The following is a 15,445-nucleotide window of genomic DNA, read 5'->3' on the forward strand; positions in this document are numbered from 1 at the left end:
GAGGTATGAGCCTCGATCGCCGCCAAGTCCTCGGCAGTGCGGCCGCAGCCGTCCTCGCCACCGTCGGGGCGGCGGCCCGGACCCCGGACTACGGTGCGCTGGCGCGCGGGATCGACGGGCGCGTGGTGCTCCCCGCGGATCGGGACTACGCGGAGGCCCGCCGGCTGTTCCAGCCCCGGTACGACGCCGTCGCCCCGGCCGCGGTGGCGTATCCCGCGCACGCCGGCGACGTGGCCGTCTGCCTGGACTTCGCCCGCCGCTCCGCCGTGCCCGTGGTGCCGCGCGGCGGCGGGCACAGCTACGCCGGCTGGTCCACCCGCTCCGCAGGCCTGGTCGTCGACACCGGAGCCATGGCCGCCGTCTCGGTCGACGGGGACGGTGTCCGGGTCGGCGCGGGGGCCCGGCTCGGGGACGTCCACACGGCTCTCGCCGGGCGCGGCCGGTCCGTCCCGACGGGTCTGTGCCCCTCCGTCGGCGTCGCCGGGCTCGCCCTCGGCGGTGGCCTGGGCCTGGCCTCGCGGGCGTACGGGACCACCGCCGACCGGCTCACCGGCGTCCGGGTGGTCACCCCCGACGGGATCGTCCGCGAGGTCTCCGCGGACGCCGGCCGCGATCCGGAGCTCTTCTGGGCGCTGCGTGGCGGGGGCGGCGGCAACTTCGGCGTGGTCACCGAGTTCCGCTTCCGTACGCACCCGGTCGGCACGTGTGCCCTCGCCGAACTCCACTGGCCCGGCGACGACTCCGCGGCCGTGCTGCGCGGCTGGCAGCGCTGGCTGGCCGGGCTGCCGGACCCGTTCTGGAGCCAGGTGGAATTCACCGTCGAGGCGGTCGCCGGGGCCGGGGCGTCACCGGCGGTGCGAGTGGTCTGCCTCGACGGGCGCCGGGAGCTGGAACGGCAGTTGGCCCGGCTGTCCGACCTGGTCGGCGGGGCGCCGCGGGACAGCTGGATCACCGTACGCGGCCACGAGGACACCGTCCGGGCCATGTCCGGCTGCCTGGAGCTGAGCCCCGCGCAATGCCGGCTGCCGGGCGTCCTGCCCGGCCGGGACCCGCAAGGACGGCTCGGCCGGGACTCGTACGCCGCACGGTCCGACTTCTGGGCGGGCGGCGGACTGCCGGACGCGGCGATCGGCGCGGTCCTGGACGCCGTGCGGCGGTACGGGACGAGCGTGCCCCGGGGCGGCCTGGGAGTGGTCCAGTTCGACGGGGTCTGCGGCGGCGCGCTGAACCGGGTCGCGGCCGACGCCACCGCCTTCGTCCACCGCGACAGCGCCTTCCTCGCCCAGTACCTCGTCTACTGGCCCGGGTCGGCACCGGCCGCCGAGGTGGCCCGGCACCAGGGCTGGCTCGACGGGCTCTGGCAGGACCTGCGCCCCTGGGCGAGCGGCCGCGCCTATCAGAACTACACCGACCCGAAGCTCACCGGCTGGCGCGAGGCCTACTACGGCCCGAACCTCGCGCGCCTTCAGGAGGTCCGGCGTGCCTACGACCCGGACCGGCTCTTCCGTTTCCCCCAGGCCGTTTAGGAGTGTCCGGCATGCGACATACGTTGACGATGGCCGCGGTGGCGGCCGCCCTGCTGGTGGCGGGAGGGCCGCTGCCCCTGGCCGAGGCCGGGAGCGTCGCCGCCCCGGTGGCCGTCGGCCGCTGGTCGGCGCGTGAGGCGCAGTCCTTCTGGACCGCCGAACGGATGGCTTCCGCGGCCCCGTTGCCGCCGGTGCCGCCCCAGCTCGTGGAACCCGAGCCGCCCGAACCCGTGGAACCCGCGCCGGCCGAACCGGTGGAACCCGCGCCGGCCGAACCGGGCGTGGAGGTACCGCTCGCTCCGCCGCCCCCCGTGGCGACGGAGCCGCCGGGGCCGTCCGCGACCCCGGCCGCCGCCACACCCGTGCCCGTTGCCACGCCCGTGCCCACCCCCGCTCCCGTCACCACGCCCGCCCCGGCCCCCGTCACCACGCCCGCCCCGGCCGCCGTCGCCACGCCCACCCGCGCGCCGTCTCCTCCGGCTCCCGCCCCGCTTCCGGCGCCGGCCCGCCCGGTGGTTCCGCGGCTGCCCGCGCTCTCCCCCGGCGTCGGGCAGAACTTCGACGGCGTCCCGGTCGCCGGCCGGATGTTCCTCGTCAAGGGCGGCGGGGCGTACTTCTGCACCGCGAGCGTGGTCTCCTCCCCCGGCCGCAACCTGGTGATCAGCGCGGGGCACTGCCTGCTCGGCTCCGACACGCAGCAGGTGGCCTTCGTACCGCAGTACACGCGGGCGAAGCCGCAGCCCTACGGCATGTTCCCGGTCCTGCGGGACGCGGGCGGGCGCTCCAAGATCTGGATCGACCCGCGCTACCGCTCCCAGGGACCCGACCGCGCGGCCGCCCTCGACGTGGCCTTCGCCCAGGTGGGTCCGGATGCCCGCGGCTTCCCGGTGGAGGCCGTGGTCGGCGGGAACCGGCTCGTGACCGGCGCCGGTTACGCCCACGCACGGGTCACTCTGATCGGTTACCCGGCCTCCGCCGCCCGGCCGCGCGTGTGCGTCAACCGGACGACCAAGTTCACCAGTGGCGACGCGCGGATCCCAGGATCGTTCCCGCGCATCAACTGCACCGGCTATCCCGGCGGGACCAGCGGCGGTCCGTTCCTGACCCGCTACGACGCCCGCACCGGGACCGGTGACGTGGTGGGGGTCATCGGCGGCTGGAAGACCGGCGGGGACCAGGCCGACACCTCGTACAGCTCCTACTTCGGCGCGGACATCAGGAAGTTGTACGAGAAGGCGGTTGCCGGGGCGAAGGCGCGGCGGTGAGCACCCGCACCCACCGGGTCCGGCGCGGATTGCCGACCGTACGCGGGGTCGCCGGGAGCCCGTCGCCGGTCAGCGCGTCGGCGGGCGCGAGGCCGAGCCGGCGGCGCAGGTCGGCGAGGGCCGCGTGGACGGGCGCGAGGACCACCTCGGCCCCCGGTCCGGCGGACGCGAGGGCGTGCGCGGTGGTCTCGATCGCCTCGGCGGCGTCCTCGGCGGCGGTCCGGCTCCATCCTCCGGGCGCGCCGGTTCCCCACGGAGCGACGGTGTCGTAGAGGTGGCAGGCGGCATCGGCCACGGCGTCGGCCCGTTCCCCGACGCCCGGCGCCGCGATGGTCGGCAGTTCCATGCCGGGTCAACGAGCCGACGGCGCCCGGGGTACGTACGAGCCGGCGCCGGGCGGTTCACGCCGCGACGGTCTGCAGCCACAGGGGCAGCAGCAGGAGCGACACCAGCGAGCTCTTGATCACGATCGACGCGGACAGGTCGACGCCGACGTCGTAGCGCTGGGCGAAGATGAACAGGTTCTGCGGGGTCGGCATCGCCGCGATCAGGACGAGGTACGCCAGCCACTCGCCCCGCACGCCGAAGAGCAGCCCGCACACCGCCCAGGTCAGCAGCGGGAACGCCAGGCACTTGAAGGCGATGAGGGCGAGTTCCTCGCGCGTGGTGCCCCGCAGGTCGAGGCCGAGGCCGCCGAGGTGGAGGCCGAGGGCGAACAGGGCCACCGGGGAGGCGCTGTCCCCGACGAACGCGGCGCCGTCCAGCACGACGGCCGGGATCCGGACCGAGAGCAGGTTGAGCAGGATCCCCGCGTTGCAGGCGAGGACCAGCGGGGTCGCGAGCGAGGCGCCGACCGCCCGGGAGAGGCGGCGGCCCGGGCCGCCGGCCTCCGGACCCGCGCGGCCCAGTTCCATGAGGGCGATGACGACCAGGGACAGGACGCAGACCTGGAACAGCAGGATCGGGAAGATCGGCGCCGCCGTCCCGAAGACGGTGATGAAGACAGGGACCGCGAAGTAGGCGGTGTTCACCTGGACTCCCGCCATCACGCGCAGCGCCACGTCGCGGGGCTCGCGCAGGCCGTGGGCGACCGCGGCCACGGCGACCGCCACCACGGCGAGGGCGGCGGCCCCGGCGTAGCCGCCGATCGCCCGCCAGTTGAACAGGGCCCCGAGGTCGCTGGCGTAGATGTTGCCGAAGAGGTAACAGGGGACGGCGAAGAGGAAGGCGTAGTCGGAGAAGACCTTGGAGGCCTCGGCCGGAACGATCTTCCGGTGGGCGAGCAGCACCCCGCCGCCGAATGCCAGCAGCACCGGCACCAGTTTTTCCAACGCGGCCGCGCCACCCATTCCCGTGTCCCCCATGATCGACAGGCGAGCAGCCTAGCTCTCCCCCACTCGGGCCACGGCGGCGCATAGGCTGGACCGATCATGAATGACGAACCCCGCACCCGGCCGCGCGGCCGGACCCGCGAACGCACCCGTACCTCGCCGTCGGCCGGTTCCCGGGTGCCCGGCGCGCTGGCGCGGCTCGCCGTCGTACTGCGCACGCCCGCCGGGGCGCAGCAGCCCCTGTTCGCGCAGGCGCCCAAGCGGTGGCAGCGGGCGACGCCGTTCGTCGTCGTGGGCATCTTCGTCGTCACCCTGCTGCCGGTGACGATCGCGGTGCTGTCCAACGACTACGGGGCGGGCGGCGGCTGGGCGGGCGCGCTGGGCGTGGCGCAGACCGTGCCGCTGCTCCTCGCGGTGACCCGGCCCCTGCAGGCCTGGGTCGTGGTCCTGGCCGCCGACACCGTGGCCGCGGTGCTCCTGATCGGTGCCGACAAGGTCGCCGGGCACTCCTGGCCGTGGCCGCCGATGACCATCGTCGGCTACCTGGTGCTGATGGCCTGCCTGGGTCTGCGCGAGTCCGTCCGGACGCTGGTCGGGGTCTGGCTGGTGACCGGCGTCGTCGGTACGGTGCTGGGCTTCTCGCAGCCCGCGGGCGTGATGAACACCACGGCCCTGCTGTTCGTACTGAGCGGGGTCGTGCTGGTCCTGACGGGCGCCCTGCGGGGGCTCGGTGACGCGCAGCAGCGGGTCGCCGAGCAGGAGAGCATCAGCGAGGCGGAGCGGTCCCGGCGGACCCTGCTGGAGGAACGGGCGCGGATCGCACGGGAGTTGCACGATGTGGTGGCCCACCACATGTCGGTGATCACCGTGCAGGCCGATTCGGCGCCGTACCGGGTGCCGGGTATGTCGGAGCCGGTACGGGAGGAGTTCGCGGCGATCGCGGCGAGCGCGCGGGAGTCGCTGGGCGAGATGCGGAGGCTGCTGACCGTGCTGCGCGGCGACGGTGCGGGCGGGGCGGAGGGCGCCGACGGCGAGCGGGCCCCGCAGCCGGGCATCGACCGGCTCCAGCAGCTGGTGGAGGCGACCGTACGGGCCGGGCAGCCGGTGGAGTTGTCGCTGGCGGCCGGCGCGGCGGGGGCGGCGCCGCCGGCGGTGGACCTGTCGGCGTACAGGATCGTGCAGGAGGCCCTGGCCAACGTGGTGCGGCACGCGCCCGGCGCGCCCACCCGGGTCTCGGTGACGGTGGACGAGGACGAGGTCCTCGTCCTCGTGGTCAACGGTCCGGCGCGGGACGCGGTGGTGGAGCTGGAGAGTTCGGGAACGGGGCACGGTCTGGTGGGGATGCGCGAGCGCGTACGGTTGACCGGCGGGACGCTCGACACGGGTCCGCTGCCCGACGGCGGCTTCCGGGTCGCCGCCCGGCTGCCCCTGAACGATCCGACCGAGGACTTGAGTTGACCATCCGCGTGATCATCGTCGACGACCAGGCCATGGTGCGGGCCGGGTTCGCCGCGCTGCTGTCGGCGCAGGCCGACATCGATGTGGTGGGCGAGGCCCCCGACGGTCGGCAGGGGGTTCAGGTGTCCCGCTCCACGCACCCCGATGTGGTGCTGATGGATGTGCGGATGCCGGAGATGGACGGGCTCACGGCCGCCCGGGAGATCCTCGATCCCCCGCCCGGGGTGGTGCACCGGCCGAAGGTGCTGATGCTGACCACCTTCGACATCGACGACTACGTGTACGAGGCGCTGCGCGCGGGAGCCTCCGGGTTCCTGCTCAAGGACGCCCCGCCGGCCGATCTGATCGCGGCGGTCCGGGTCGTGGCCTCGGGCGAGGCGCTGCTGGCTCCCTCGGTGACGCGTCGGCTGATCGCGGACTTCGTCCAGCAGCGCCCTGCACCGCGCAAGGACCCCGCCCTGCGGTTGAAGGGGCTCACCCCGCGCGAGACCGAGGTGCTGGAGCTCATCGCGCGCGGGCTGTCGAACCAGGAGATCGCGGGGCATCTGGTGCTGGCGGAGCAGACGGTGAAGACGCACATCGGGCGGGTGCTGGCCAAGCTGGACCTGCGGGACCGGGCGCAGGCCGTGATCTTCGCGTACGAGGCGGGGCTGGTACGGCCGGGCGACTCCGGCTGAGGCCGCGGGGCCTTGGGAGGGCTTGCCGATCAGGGCGGGCTCGCGGTGGCCGGTGCCAGATCCGCCCTGGTCGGCCAGACACCCCCTAGGGCAGGTCGGCCGTGGTCTCGCAGGCGGTGGCGAAGTCGGTTCCGCCCTCGCCGTCGCAGACGTCCGGGCCGTCCGGGCCGGCGGGGCCGCCGGTGAGGAAGTCGCCGGCCGGGCCCGCCGCGAGGGTGTCGATGCCGTCGCCGCCGTCGAGGAAGTCGGCGCCTCCCTCGGTTCCCGCGCTCGCCGTGCCGGTGAGGTCGACGTTGTCGCCGAAGATGCGGTCGTTCCCGGCGCCGCCGCTGATGGTGTCGTTGCCGGCGGCGGTCCGGCGGGCGTCGGCCGGTCCGCTGTCGCCGACGAGGAACTCGTCGGCGGCGCCGCCGATGATCCGGTCGTTCCCGGCGCCGGTCGCGCGCCCGCCCGCCGGGCTGGTGACGGTGTGGTCGCCGATCGCGGAGATGCCGCCGTCGGGGCCCAGGTCGAGCAGGTCGTCGCCGCCGCTGCCGATGGCGTTCCGCGCGGCCTCGCTGTCCCCGGTCATGGTCTCGGCGCCGGGCCCGCCGAGGAGTACGTCGCTCCCGGCACCCGTGGCGTTGCCCGCGAACGCGCCGGAGTCGCCGAGCATCGCGTCGTCGCCGGGGCCGCCGTCGATCCGGTCGGCTCCGCCGCCGACCGCGCTCAGCCCTCGGCTGTCCCCCGTCAGCCGGTCGTTGCCGGGGCCGCCGATGAGCTGGTCGTTCCCGCCGCCTTCGGCCCTGCCCGCGGGGGCATAGCTGTCGCCGGTGAACTGGTCGTCCCCGTCGCCTCCGAGGAGGCGGTCGTCGCCGCCGCCCGTGGCGTCGCCGGTCGGGCTGAAGCTGTCGCCGCGCAGCTGGTCGGCGCCCGCGGAGCCGTCGATCTGGTCGTTGCCGAGTCCGCCGACGAGGACGTCGTCGCCCGCCAGCCCGCAGATCAGGTCGTCGCCGCCCTGGCCGTGGATGGTGTCCGCACCCGGAGTACCGACGATCACGTCGTTGCCGGGGGTTCCGTCGGTGGTCGCGCCGGGGGTGGCGACGACGAGGGTGGCGGGTACCCCGAAGCAGGTCACCGCCCGTGCGCCGGCGTTCCCGGTCCCGAGGAGGACGAGGGATCCGGCGGCCAGGGCGCAGGCGAGGCCGGTGGCGGCCACCCGGCGCGGGCGGTGTCCCTGCTCGGCCGCACGCTGGTGTTCCCGGTGGGGCATCGTCTGTACTCCCTTTGCCGCGATTAGTCGGACTATCGCCATAACTAGTCGGGGACTGGGTGGCGGTGACGCCGACACACGGACCGGCTGGGGCAGACGGCTGACGCGGACCGCACCCATGGAGCAACGCCGGGGCGGGCGGGCGCCGTCTCCTCCACCCCCTACCGGGGTATGACATCCGACTTGGCTCCACGGTCGGACGTACGAGCCGGTACCCCCTACCTACCTTCCACCTCGTCACGAGGAGAGGAGAAGGGGCATGCGCCGCTTCGGAAGGACGCTGGTCACGGCCGCACTGGCGGTGACCCTCGTCGGGGGGACCGCCGGGTGGGCCTCGGGCGACAGCCAGGCGGCGGTCACCGGACCGCCGCCGGGCGCCGCCGCCTGGCGGGCCGATACGGTGTCCGGCCGCTCGCTGCCCGATCCGGCGACCGCGGCGCCGCGCGAGGTGGCCGCCTTCTTCGCCGGGCTGGACGACACGGCGCGACGGCGGCTGCTGCGGTCCCACCCGCTGGTCGTGGGCAACCTGGAGGGAGCTCCGCTCCCCCTGCGGTACGAGGCCAACCGGATCGCCCTGGCCGCCACGGGTGAGGCGCGGTACGCCTCCCTCGCCGCGCCGGACCGGCAGATCCTGGCCTTCGACCCGCGCGGCCGGGGTCAGGTGGCCGAGGTGTTCGGGGACCTGGAGCGTGCGGAGCACGTCGCGGTGATCGTGCCGGGCTCGGACAACGACGCCGCCACCTACGACGCCCCGCGCAAGCCCCACACCGGCCCGGCCGGGATGGCCCGGGCCCTGCGCGAGGCGGCCGGAACAGCCCCCGCGACCGGGAAGGGGACCCCGACCGGTGGGCCCGTCGCCGTCGTCGCGTGGATCGGTTACACCACCCCGGTCGGGGTCGGCCTGGACGCGGCCGACGGCCGCCTCGCGCGGGCCGGGGCGGCCCGGCTCGCCCGGTTCACCGCCGGACTCGACGCGGTCGGCGCCCCCGACCCGGTGCTGTTCTGCCACAGCTACGGCTCGGTGGTGTGCGGGCTCGCGGCCCGGCACACCGACGCCTCCGACATCGTGGCCTTCGGCTCGCCCGGGATGCGCGCCGAGACCGCGGCAGCCCTGCGCACCGGGGCCCGCGTCTGGGCCGCCCGGGGCCCCTCCGACTGGATAGCCGACGTCCCGAACGTCGAGTTCGCCGGGATCGGCCACGGCGCCGACCCCGTCTCCGAGGCCTTCGGCGCCCGCCGGGTGCCCGCGGCCGACGTACAGGGCCACACCGGCTACTTCATGCCCGGCACCCAGTCCCTCGCGGCCTTCGCCGCCATCGCGAACGGAGCGGCCCGATGAGCGCCTCCGCCACCCTGGCCCCGCTGCGCGAGGCCACCGCCCGGATCGACCGGCAGACCCCCGCCCACCGCGACCGCGCGATCGACGGGCTGCGAGCCCTGGCACTGCTGGCCGTACCCACCGGCCACTGGCTGCTCGGCGGCTTCACCCTCGACCCCGACGGCGGCCTGCACAACGCCAGCCCGCTGGCCGCCTTCGGCGGGCTGGCCCCGGCGAGCTGGGTGCTGCAGATGCTGGGCGTCTTCTTCCTCGTCGGCGGGTACGCCTCGACGCTCTCCTTCCGGCGCCGCACGGGCACGACCGGCGCCTGGCTCAAGGGCCGCATCGTGCGCCTGGGGCGGCCGGTGCTCGGGGTGACCGCGGTGTGGGCGCTGGCCGCGCCCCTGCTGTACGCGGCCGGCGTGCCGGAGGCGACGCTGCGGACCGGGGCGACGCTGGTGGTCCAACCGCTGTGGTTCGTCGGGGTGTACGTGGTGGTCACCGCGCTGACCCCGTACTGCGTGCGGGCGGCGCGGCACCTCGGGGGCTGGGCGGCCGCACCGCTGCTCGGTTCCGTCGCCGTCGTGGACTTCCTGCGCTACGGGCCGTTCGCCGACGCCGTACCCGCGTGGCTCGCCCTGCTGAACATCGCGCCGGGCTGGCTGTTCGCGTACCAGCTGGGCGTCTCCTGGGCCGAGCGGCGGATCGGGCGGAGCGGGGCCTGGCTGCTGCTGGCGGGCGGAACGCTGCTGTTCGCCGCGCTGCTGGCGGTGTTCCACTATCCGGCGTCGATGGTGGGCGTACCGGGTGCGGCCCGCACCAACTCGCACCCGCCGTCGCTCCTGGTACTGGCCCTGGCCTCGGCCCAGTCGGGGGCGGCGGTCCTGCTGCGCGACCGGCTGGTGAAACTGCTGGCGCGGCCCGCTCTGTGGGCCCCGGTGGTCGTGATCAACCTGTCCGCGATGACGATCCTGTGCTGGCACCAGACGGCGATGCTGGCCGCGGCCGTGCCCGGCTCGTTCGCGGGTGAACTGACCGGGCTGACGACGGCGCCGGACAGCCTCGGCTGGATCGCGGCACGGCTGGCCTGGATGCCGGTGTTCGCGGCACTGTTCGTCGCTCTCGCCCGCTACGCCCGGCGGTTCGAGGGGCCGCCCCGGGAGGGACGCCGGGCGGGCACGCTGCGCCGGACCGTGGCCGGGCTGCTGGCGGCGGGGTTCGCGGTCTTCGCGCTGGGCCTCGCCTGAACACTACGGGCCGAGGCCCACGCACGAGAGCGCCGCTCCCCGGCGGGAGCGGCGCTCTCGTTCCGTACGGGCGCTCCGCGTCAGGCGATCGAGGCGGCGACGATCGCGGCCACGGAGAGGTTGCAGGCGGCCGAGACCCAGACCGCCGGGTGGGGCTGCGGGTCGACGACGATGGCGCCGAGCTTGCCCGGGGTCACCAGGTCGAGCACCAGGAAGGCGACCGCCATCAGGATCAGGCCGAGCACACCGAAGGCCGCGGTGGACAGCAGGCCCTTGCCGAAGTCGGAGTACGTCGTCCAGATCGAGGTGAAGACGATGCCGCCGATGCCGAGGAGCGCCGAGCTGAGGAAGAGCGCCGCGTTGCGGTTGCGCTCCTCCCAGATCTGCTGGGGGAGCTTCCCGGGCGTCAGCACGTCCACGAGGACGATGCCGAGGATCAGCAGGACCAGGCCGAGGGCGCCGTAGGCGCTGGTGCGGCCAAGTCCGTTGATGATGTCGCTCATTGAGAAGCCTGTCTCCGCGTGGGTGGGAAAGTATGTGCCGTGGGGAGGCCGAATCTATCGCACGGCCTTGACCCGGACCATGGGGAGGTCAGCAGATGGTAAAGGTCAGGGCCGCGCGGCCGGCCGAGGCGGAGGACCTGACCGGGCTGGTGATGCGTTCCAAGGCGCACTGGGGGTACGACGCCGTCTTCATGGCCGCGTGCGCGCAGGAGCTCCGGATCCGGTCCGACGACGTGACGGCCCGCCGTATCGTCGTGGCCGAGAACGAGCGGGGAGAGGTGCTCGGGGTCGCCTCGCTGGAGGGGACCGCGCCGCGGGCGGAGCTCGGGATGCTCTTCGTGGAGCCGTCGGCCCTCGGGCAGGGCGTGGGCCGGCTGCTGTACCGGGACGTGCTGCGGCGGGCGGTGGAGCTGGGGGCCCGACGGCTGGTGATCGACTCCGATCCGCACGCGGCCGGGTTCTACCGGGCGATGGGGGCGGTGGCGGTGACCGCACCGGGCGGGGGAGGCGACGCCGTGGCCCTGGTGCGGTTCGAGGCGGCTCCCGTCCCGCTCGCCGACTGGGCGCGGGCCTGGACCGGTGGCGGGCGGGCCGTGCACCTGGGCAACGTCGGCGAGTTCAACGCGCAGTTCGCGGACGCCACCTTGGACCGGGAGCAGCGGCCCGCGCACCACTACGCCTGCCTGGCCGCCTTCTACAGTCCCTACCCGGCCGCGCTGGTGCTGCCGCGGCCGGTGCCACGGGGCTGGACCGAGCTGGTCTGCCGCCAACTGGGCTGGACCGGGGTCGAGGTGTACGACGGCCTGCTGGACACGGATCCCGGCCTCGCCGACGCGGTACGGGCCCGGCCGGCGCTGGCCGCTCAGGTCACCGGGGCCGGGCTGCCCCTCGTCCCGTGGGGGCGCACCCGGCCGTTCGGGCGGCTGGCGGGCCGGCCGTGGCAGCCCGGGGAGCTGCGCTACGAGTCGAAGTCGGCGGCGCACGAGCTCTTCGGGCGGATCCTGGCGGACGGCGGGCATCCCGGGATCGTGCTCCCCCGGCAGTGGCGGGCCGGCGGGCGGTGGGCGGCGGCCCGGATGCTGGCGGCCCGGACGAGGGCCGGCGAGAGCACCGTTCTGAAATCGGAGCACGGTGTGGGGGGTTCGGGCACCACGGTGGTCACGCCCGAACGGGTCCGCGCCGCGGGCGGGGCGCGGGCCGTGCTGCGGCGGCTGCCGCGCGGGCCGCTGCTGGTGGAGGAGTACGTCGGTGGGCCGGTGTCCGGGGCCGGCGAGGGCCCGCGGGATCTGACGTACGACGGTTTCGTGGACGACGCGGGCCGCGCGCACGAGGTGGGCGGGGCGGTGATGGACGTGGCGGACGGCTGCTACCGGGGCGCCACGGTGGGCCCCGGGGTGGTGCCCGCGTGGGCGGAGAAAGCCCTGGTCTCCTTCGGGACGGCGGTGGGCCGGGCACTGGCGGATTCCGGCTACCGGGGCTGGTTCGACGTGGACTTCGTCGCCGACGGGGAGGGGCGGCTCGCGCCGACCGAGACGAACCTGAGGCTGACCGGACCGTCGATCGCCTTCATGGTGGCGGCCCGGCTCGACGCGCTCCGGGGCGCGGGGCACCTCGTACGGATCGCCGACCGGGTGGAGCTGGGCGCGCGGCTGCCCGAGGCGCAGCTCGACGAGTTGTGCACGGCTCTGGCCCGGGGCTGCGCGGAGCTCGGGGCGGTGTTCGTGCCCGCGATCCCGACCGGTGCCTTCGAACCGGTCCCCTGGCTCGGAGTGCTGGTGGCCGCGCACAGCAGGGAGGTGCTGGACGCGGCCGAGGCGCTGGTACGGGCCGAGGCCCTGGCGGTGGGGGCGATGTTCGGCCCGCCCCGGTCCTCCGGCCGCAGCTCGTGATCTTCATGCCCGGGCGCCTGCCGCCGGTCGTGGACGGCCGGCCTTCTCACCGGGCGGGGACGGGGCCGGTCAGTGCTTGAGGTGGATCGTGAAGCGCCGCGTGCCCGTGCCGATCGTGTCGGCGTGGACCGAGCCGCGAGCCCGGTCGAATTCCCCGGTGCCGCCGGTGATTCCGTTGTCGAACGAGGGGGGCGGGCCCGGGACCAGATTGCCGAAGACCATCCCCTGCACGGAAAGCTGGCCGCCCGGGAGGGTGTACGTCACGACGCACTGCTCCGCTCCGCCGTTGTCGACCCGGGTGGTGGTGCAGGTGCCGCCGGTCTCGCCGACCTGGTTGCCGGCCTCGTCGAAGAGGTTCGAGCGGAAGGCGGTCCGGTCGCCCTGGGCGGCGGCGCCGCCGGGGTTGACGGGGAAGCGCGTCTGCTCCGCGAGCCGGCCGATCAGGGTGATGACCCGCTCCTTGCCCTTGTCATGGGCGGAATCGGCGTCCGTCGTTGCGGCGGCCGCGACAGGGGTGCAGGCGAGAAGGGTGACCAGCGCAGTGGCCGTACCGAGACAGACTGCTCTGATGGGGCGCATCGTGGGGCTCCTGAGGTTGATGCTCATGGATGGTCGGATGACGAAACCGTCATCCGATTTCATTCATAACCTCGGCTGTGTCGCCTCCCCGAACCTTCCGGCGCGACCCACCGGCAGATCTGACCGATCGGACCAAACCATGCCGGCCCTCACGGTCTGCGGCCGGGGCCCAGAGCTCCGGTCAGCGGTCGGGCCAGTCGTCGACGGGGTCGTGGAAGTCGAAGGGGTCGGCCGGTTTGCTGACGACGTAGGCCGCGACGACGACGCCCGCGATCATCAGGGGGATGTTGAAGGCGTAGACGAGCGCGGCCTGACGCGGCCAGTCCTGTTTGGCGGCCAGCCGGTAGAGGTTGTCCTGCGGCCACCAGGCCAACAGCAGGTAGGACACCGCCAGATGGGCGGCCACGGTGAGGGACGGGCTGCGGCGCTGGCGCAGCATCCGGGCGCGGCCGCCGAACAGGAAGACCACCCCGATACCGAAGGCGACGCACTCGAACACGTAGAGCAGGAAGAACAGGAACGCCCAGGGCTGCGGCACGCCGCCGAGTTCGGTCGAGCCGGGCCAGAGGAGATTCGTCAGGATCAGGGCGACGAAGCCCAGTCCGACTCCCCCGCAGCCGGCCGCGCAGCCCGCCGGGGTCTCTCTCTGGCTCGCGGCCGACCCGTACTTGCCGGCCTTGCTTCCGGGGCGCCCCGCCGCCGCGGGCATGATGGGCAGCGGCAGGGCGTCCCGGTCCTCCTGGCCCGTTGTGGTGCGGGGCAGGGCGCGCAGCCGGATCACCGTGCGCGGGGACTCCTCCCTGAGCACCTTGCCCGCCAGGTGGTCGCGCAGCTCCTCGATGTCCGGCAGCAGGACCCGGCCGGCTCCGGTCGGCCCGCCGGGCGGCGGGGCCACGTACGCGACGAGCCGCCGCGGGCCGCGGGGGCCGTCGACCCCCTTCAGGATGACCGCGCCGATGCCGTCGTGGCTGCGGATGGCGGATTCGACGGGATACGGGTCGAGCCATCGGCCGCCGGGCAGGGTGATGCGGTCCCGGATCCGGCCGCCGTACTCCAGCAGCCCGTCCGCGCGGAGCCGGCCCAGGTCGCCGGTCGGTATCGCGTCACCGCCGTCCGGCGGGAGGAGGCGGATCTCGCCGCCGTGCACCTCGGCCCGGAAGCCGGGGAAGGCGGTGCCGAGCAGGGAGATCTGTTCCGGGTCGTCCAACGGGTGGGGCAGCTGCGGCAGTTCGAACCAGGTGCCGATGCCTGCGCACTCCGCGGAGCCGTAGACGTTGAGTACGCGCGCGCCGGGGCGCAGCCGCATCTGCAGGGTCGCCTGCTCGTCGAGGTAGAGCCGGTCGCCCGAGACGGCCAGCAGCCGGAGGGTGCGGGCGGCGGGGTCGGCTCCGCGATGGGCCGCCGGGGTGAGGGTCTGCTGTTCCGCGTCCTCGATCAGCAGTCGGGCGGCGCCGGCCGGGTCGGTGTGCAGCACGGTGACGCGCTCGGTCGCGACGGCCGCGCGGATGTCCTCGGGCTGCCAGCCGGAACGCGGGGAGAGCACGAGGGCGCCGCCCGAGCACAGGGCCCGGGTCCAGCCCGCGGCGAAGGCGGTGACGTCCGTACCGACCGTGAACAGGTGGCGGTCCTGCGCGGTCGGCCGGGCGACCTCGGCCCAGCCGTCGTGGGCGGCGAGGAGCAGTCCGTGGCCCACGGGGACCGCGCGCGGCTCGGCCGCCCCGGTGAACAGCACCGCGGCGGTGCGGCCGGGCTGTGCGCCGGCCGACCCGGGAAGCCGGTCCGCGGGCGGATCCGAGGCCGGTTGCGCGGACGGATCCGCGGGCCGGTCCGCGGGCCGGTCCGCGGGCCGGTCCGCGGGCTGTTCGGCGCGCGGGCCGCCGATCGCCGCGGCCTCCGCGTCGAGCCGGATCACGCGGGGGCCGCCGCCGTCGTCGAGGGCGGCGTGCTGGGCGGCATCGGTGAGCAGGACGAGGGGCTGGGCCGCGGCGAGCTGCCGGCGCCCGGAGCGCGGGCTCCGCACGTCGAGGACGGCGTAGGCCCCGCCGGCCTTGAGGACGGCGAGGAGGGCGACGATCAGTTCGCTCTGGCGGGCGGTGCCGACGGCGACGAGTGCGCCGGGCGGCAGGCCGGAGCCGAGCAGACGGCGCGCCAGCCGGTCGGCGCGCGCGTCCAGTTCCGCGTAGGTGAGGCTGTCCGGGCCGGCGATGAGCGCGCGGGCCGCCGGGGTGTCCCGGGCCCACCGCTCGAAGCGGTGCAGGACGGTGTCGGTGGTTCGTTTGCCGAAGCGTACGGACTCGGATCCCTGCGTCATGGACCGATGATGCCACCGGGCACCGACAACGTACGGGGGTCGGCAAAATCGCTCGTGCGGACGGGAGTTGGCGCACCGTGCGGGCGATC

Annotated in this window: 13 protein-coding genes; 7 read left to right on the forward strand and 6 right to left on the reverse strand. The window is 75.0% G+C overall.

Annotation, left to right across the window (positions count from 1 at the left end):
• The first annotated feature begins 5 nt into the window (after positions 1-5).
• Both Sspor_RS03730 and Sspor_RS03735 read left to right on the forward strand, forming a co-directional pair.
• Entirely contained in the window at positions 6-1,526 is a 1,521-nt protein-coding gene (locus tag Sspor_RS03730) for an FAD-binding oxidoreductase (protein ID WP_202197739.1), read from the forward strand.
• 11 nt (positions 1,527-1,537) lie between these two features.
• On the forward strand, positions 1,538-2,791 hold the full coding sequence (locus Sspor_RS03735; RefSeq protein WP_202197740.1) for a hypothetical protein: 1,254 nt from the start codon (positions 1,538-1,540) through the stop codon (positions 2,789-2,791).
• Here the strand turns inward: Sspor_RS03735 and Sspor_RS03740 are convergent.
• Together Sspor_RS03740 and Sspor_RS03745 are read right to left on the reverse strand one after the other, a co-directional pair.
• Positions 2,742-3,137 (reverse strand): hypothetical protein, encoded by a 396-nt coding sequence (locus Sspor_RS03740; RefSeq protein ID WP_202197741.1) that lies wholly within the window; start codon positions 3,135-3,137, stop codon positions 2,742-2,744. The two genes, Sspor_RS03735 and Sspor_RS03740, sit on opposite strands and share 50 nt — an antisense overlap.
• Positions 3,138-3,192: 55 nt before the next feature.
• Positions 3,193-4,155: an AEC family transporter gene (locus Sspor_RS03745; RefSeq protein ID WP_237403648.1), complete on the reverse strand. Its 963-nt coding sequence runs from the start codon at positions 4,153-4,155 to the stop codon at positions 3,193-3,195.
• A gap of 66 nt (positions 4,156-4,221) precedes the next feature.
• Between Sspor_RS03745 and Sspor_RS03750 the strand changes: the two genes are divergently transcribed.
• The gene (locus tag Sspor_RS03750; RefSeq protein ID WP_202197742.1) at positions 4,222-5,580 is read left to right on the forward strand and encodes a sensor histidine kinase; all 1,359 of its coding nucleotides are present in this window, start codon (positions 4,222-4,224) and stop codon (positions 5,578-5,580) included.
• Positions 5,577-6,257 carry a response regulator gene (locus tag Sspor_RS03755; protein ID WP_030384870.1) on the forward strand — a complete coding sequence of 227 codons (681 nt, stop codon included), beginning with the start codon at positions 5,577-5,579 and terminating at the stop codon, positions 6,255-6,257. The genes Sspor_RS03750 and Sspor_RS03755 overlap by 4 nt, the downstream gene beginning before the upstream one ends.
• Before the next feature lie 85 nt (positions 6,258-6,342).
• Here the strand turns inward: Sspor_RS03755 and Sspor_RS03760 are convergent, their stop codons facing one another.
• Positions 6,343-7,509 (reverse strand): calcium-binding protein, encoded by a 1,167-nt coding sequence (locus tag Sspor_RS03760; protein ID WP_202197743.1) that lies wholly within the window; start codon positions 7,507-7,509, stop codon positions 6,343-6,345.
• Between the two features lie 259 nt (positions 7,510-7,768).
• Here Sspor_RS03760 and Sspor_RS03765 point away from each other — a divergent pair, with 259 nt between their 5' ends.
• Together Sspor_RS03765 and Sspor_RS03770 are read left to right on the forward strand one after the other, a co-directional pair.
• Positions 7,769-8,848 carry an alpha/beta hydrolase gene (locus Sspor_RS03765; RefSeq protein WP_202197744.1) on the forward strand — a complete coding sequence of 360 codons (1,080 nt, stop codon included), beginning with the start codon at positions 7,769-7,771 and terminating at the stop codon, positions 8,846-8,848.
• On the forward strand, positions 8,845-10,074 hold the full coding sequence (locus Sspor_RS03770) for an acyltransferase family protein (RefSeq protein ID WP_202197745.1): 1,230 nt from the start codon (positions 8,845-8,847) through the stop codon (positions 10,072-10,074). Before Sspor_RS03765 ends, Sspor_RS03770 begins: the two co-directional genes overlap by 4 nt.
• A gap of 80 nt (positions 10,075-10,154) precedes the next feature.
• Here the strand turns inward: Sspor_RS03770 and Sspor_RS03775 are convergent, their stop codons facing one another.
• Positions 10,155-10,577: a DUF350 domain-containing protein gene (locus Sspor_RS03775; RefSeq protein WP_202197746.1), complete on the reverse strand. Its 423-nt coding sequence runs from the start codon at positions 10,575-10,577 to the stop codon at positions 10,155-10,157.
• A 95-nt stretch (positions 10,578-10,672) separates the two neighbouring features.
• Between Sspor_RS03775 and Sspor_RS40240 the strand changes: the two genes are divergently transcribed.
• Positions 10,673-12,466, forward strand: coding sequence for a GNAT family N-acetyltransferase (locus tag Sspor_RS40240; RefSeq protein ID WP_237403649.1), 1,794 nt, complete (start codon positions 10,673-10,675; stop codon positions 12,464-12,466).
• A 69-nt stretch (positions 12,467-12,535) separates the two neighbouring features.
• Here Sspor_RS40240 and Sspor_RS03785 read toward each other — a convergent pair whose 3' ends face one another.
• Both Sspor_RS03785 and Sspor_RS03790 read right to left on the reverse strand, forming a co-directional pair.
• Positions 12,536-13,045, reverse strand: coding sequence for an allene oxide cyclase barrel-like domain-containing protein (locus Sspor_RS03785; protein ID WP_237403650.1), 510 nt, complete (start codon positions 13,043-13,045; stop codon positions 12,536-12,538).
• A 181-nt stretch (positions 13,046-13,226) separates the two neighbouring features.
• Positions 13,227-15,356, reverse strand: coding sequence for an AMP-binding protein (locus Sspor_RS03790; RefSeq protein ID WP_202197748.1), 2,130 nt, complete (start codon positions 15,354-15,356; stop codon positions 13,227-13,229).
• Positions 15,357-15,445: the final 89 nt, after the last annotated feature.

This window comes from Streptomyces spororaveus (genome assembly GCF_016755875.1).
Classification (GTDB): domain Bacteria; phylum Actinomycetota; class Actinomycetes; order Streptomycetales; family Streptomycetaceae; genus Streptomyces; species Streptomyces spororaveus.

Excerpts from the sequence above, each read along its gene's own strand:
- Sspor_RS03730 (WP_202197739.1), top strand. The coding sequence starts at position 6 with ATGAGCCTCGATCGCCGCCAAGTCCTCGGCAGTGCGGCCGCAGCCGTC.
- Sspor_RS03735 (WP_202197740.1), top strand. The coding sequence starts at position 1,538 with ATGCGACATACGTTGACGATGGCCGCGGTGGCGGCCGCCCTGCTGGTG.
- Sspor_RS03740 (WP_202197741.1), bottom strand. The coding sequence starts at position 3,137 with ATGGAACTGCCGACCATCGCGGCGCCGGGCGTCGGGGAACGGGCCGAC.
- Sspor_RS03745 (WP_237403648.1), bottom strand. The coding sequence starts at position 4,155 with ATGGGGGACACGGGAATGGGTGGCGCGGCCGCGTTGGAAAAACTGGTG.
- Sspor_RS03750 (WP_202197742.1), top strand. The coding sequence starts at position 4,222 with ATGAATGACGAACCCCGCACCCGGCCGCGCGGCCGGACCCGCGAACGC.
- Sspor_RS03760 (WP_202197743.1), bottom strand. The coding sequence starts at position 7,509 with ATGCCCCACCGGGAACACCAGCGTGCGGCCGAGCAGGGACACCGCCCG.
- Sspor_RS03765 (WP_202197744.1), top strand. The coding sequence starts at position 7,769 with ATGCGCCGCTTCGGAAGGACGCTGGTCACGGCCGCACTGGCGGTGACC.
- Sspor_RS03770 (WP_202197745.1), top strand. The coding sequence starts at position 8,845 with ATGAGCGCCTCCGCCACCCTGGCCCCGCTGCGCGAGGCCACCGCCCGG.
- Sspor_RS03775 (WP_202197746.1), bottom strand. The coding sequence starts at position 10,577 with ATGAGCGACATCATCAACGGACTTGGCCGCACCAGCGCCTACGGCGCC.
- Sspor_RS40240 (WP_237403649.1), top strand. The coding sequence starts at position 10,673 with ATGGTAAAGGTCAGGGCCGCGCGGCCGGCCGAGGCGGAGGACCTGACC.
- Sspor_RS03785 (WP_237403650.1), bottom strand. The coding sequence starts at position 13,045 with ATGCGCCCCATCAGAGCAGTCTGTCTCGGTACGGCCACTGCGCTGGTC.
- Sspor_RS03790 (WP_202197748.1), bottom strand. The coding sequence starts at position 15,356 with ATGACGCAGGGATCCGAGTCCGTACGCTTCGGCAAACGAACCACCGAC.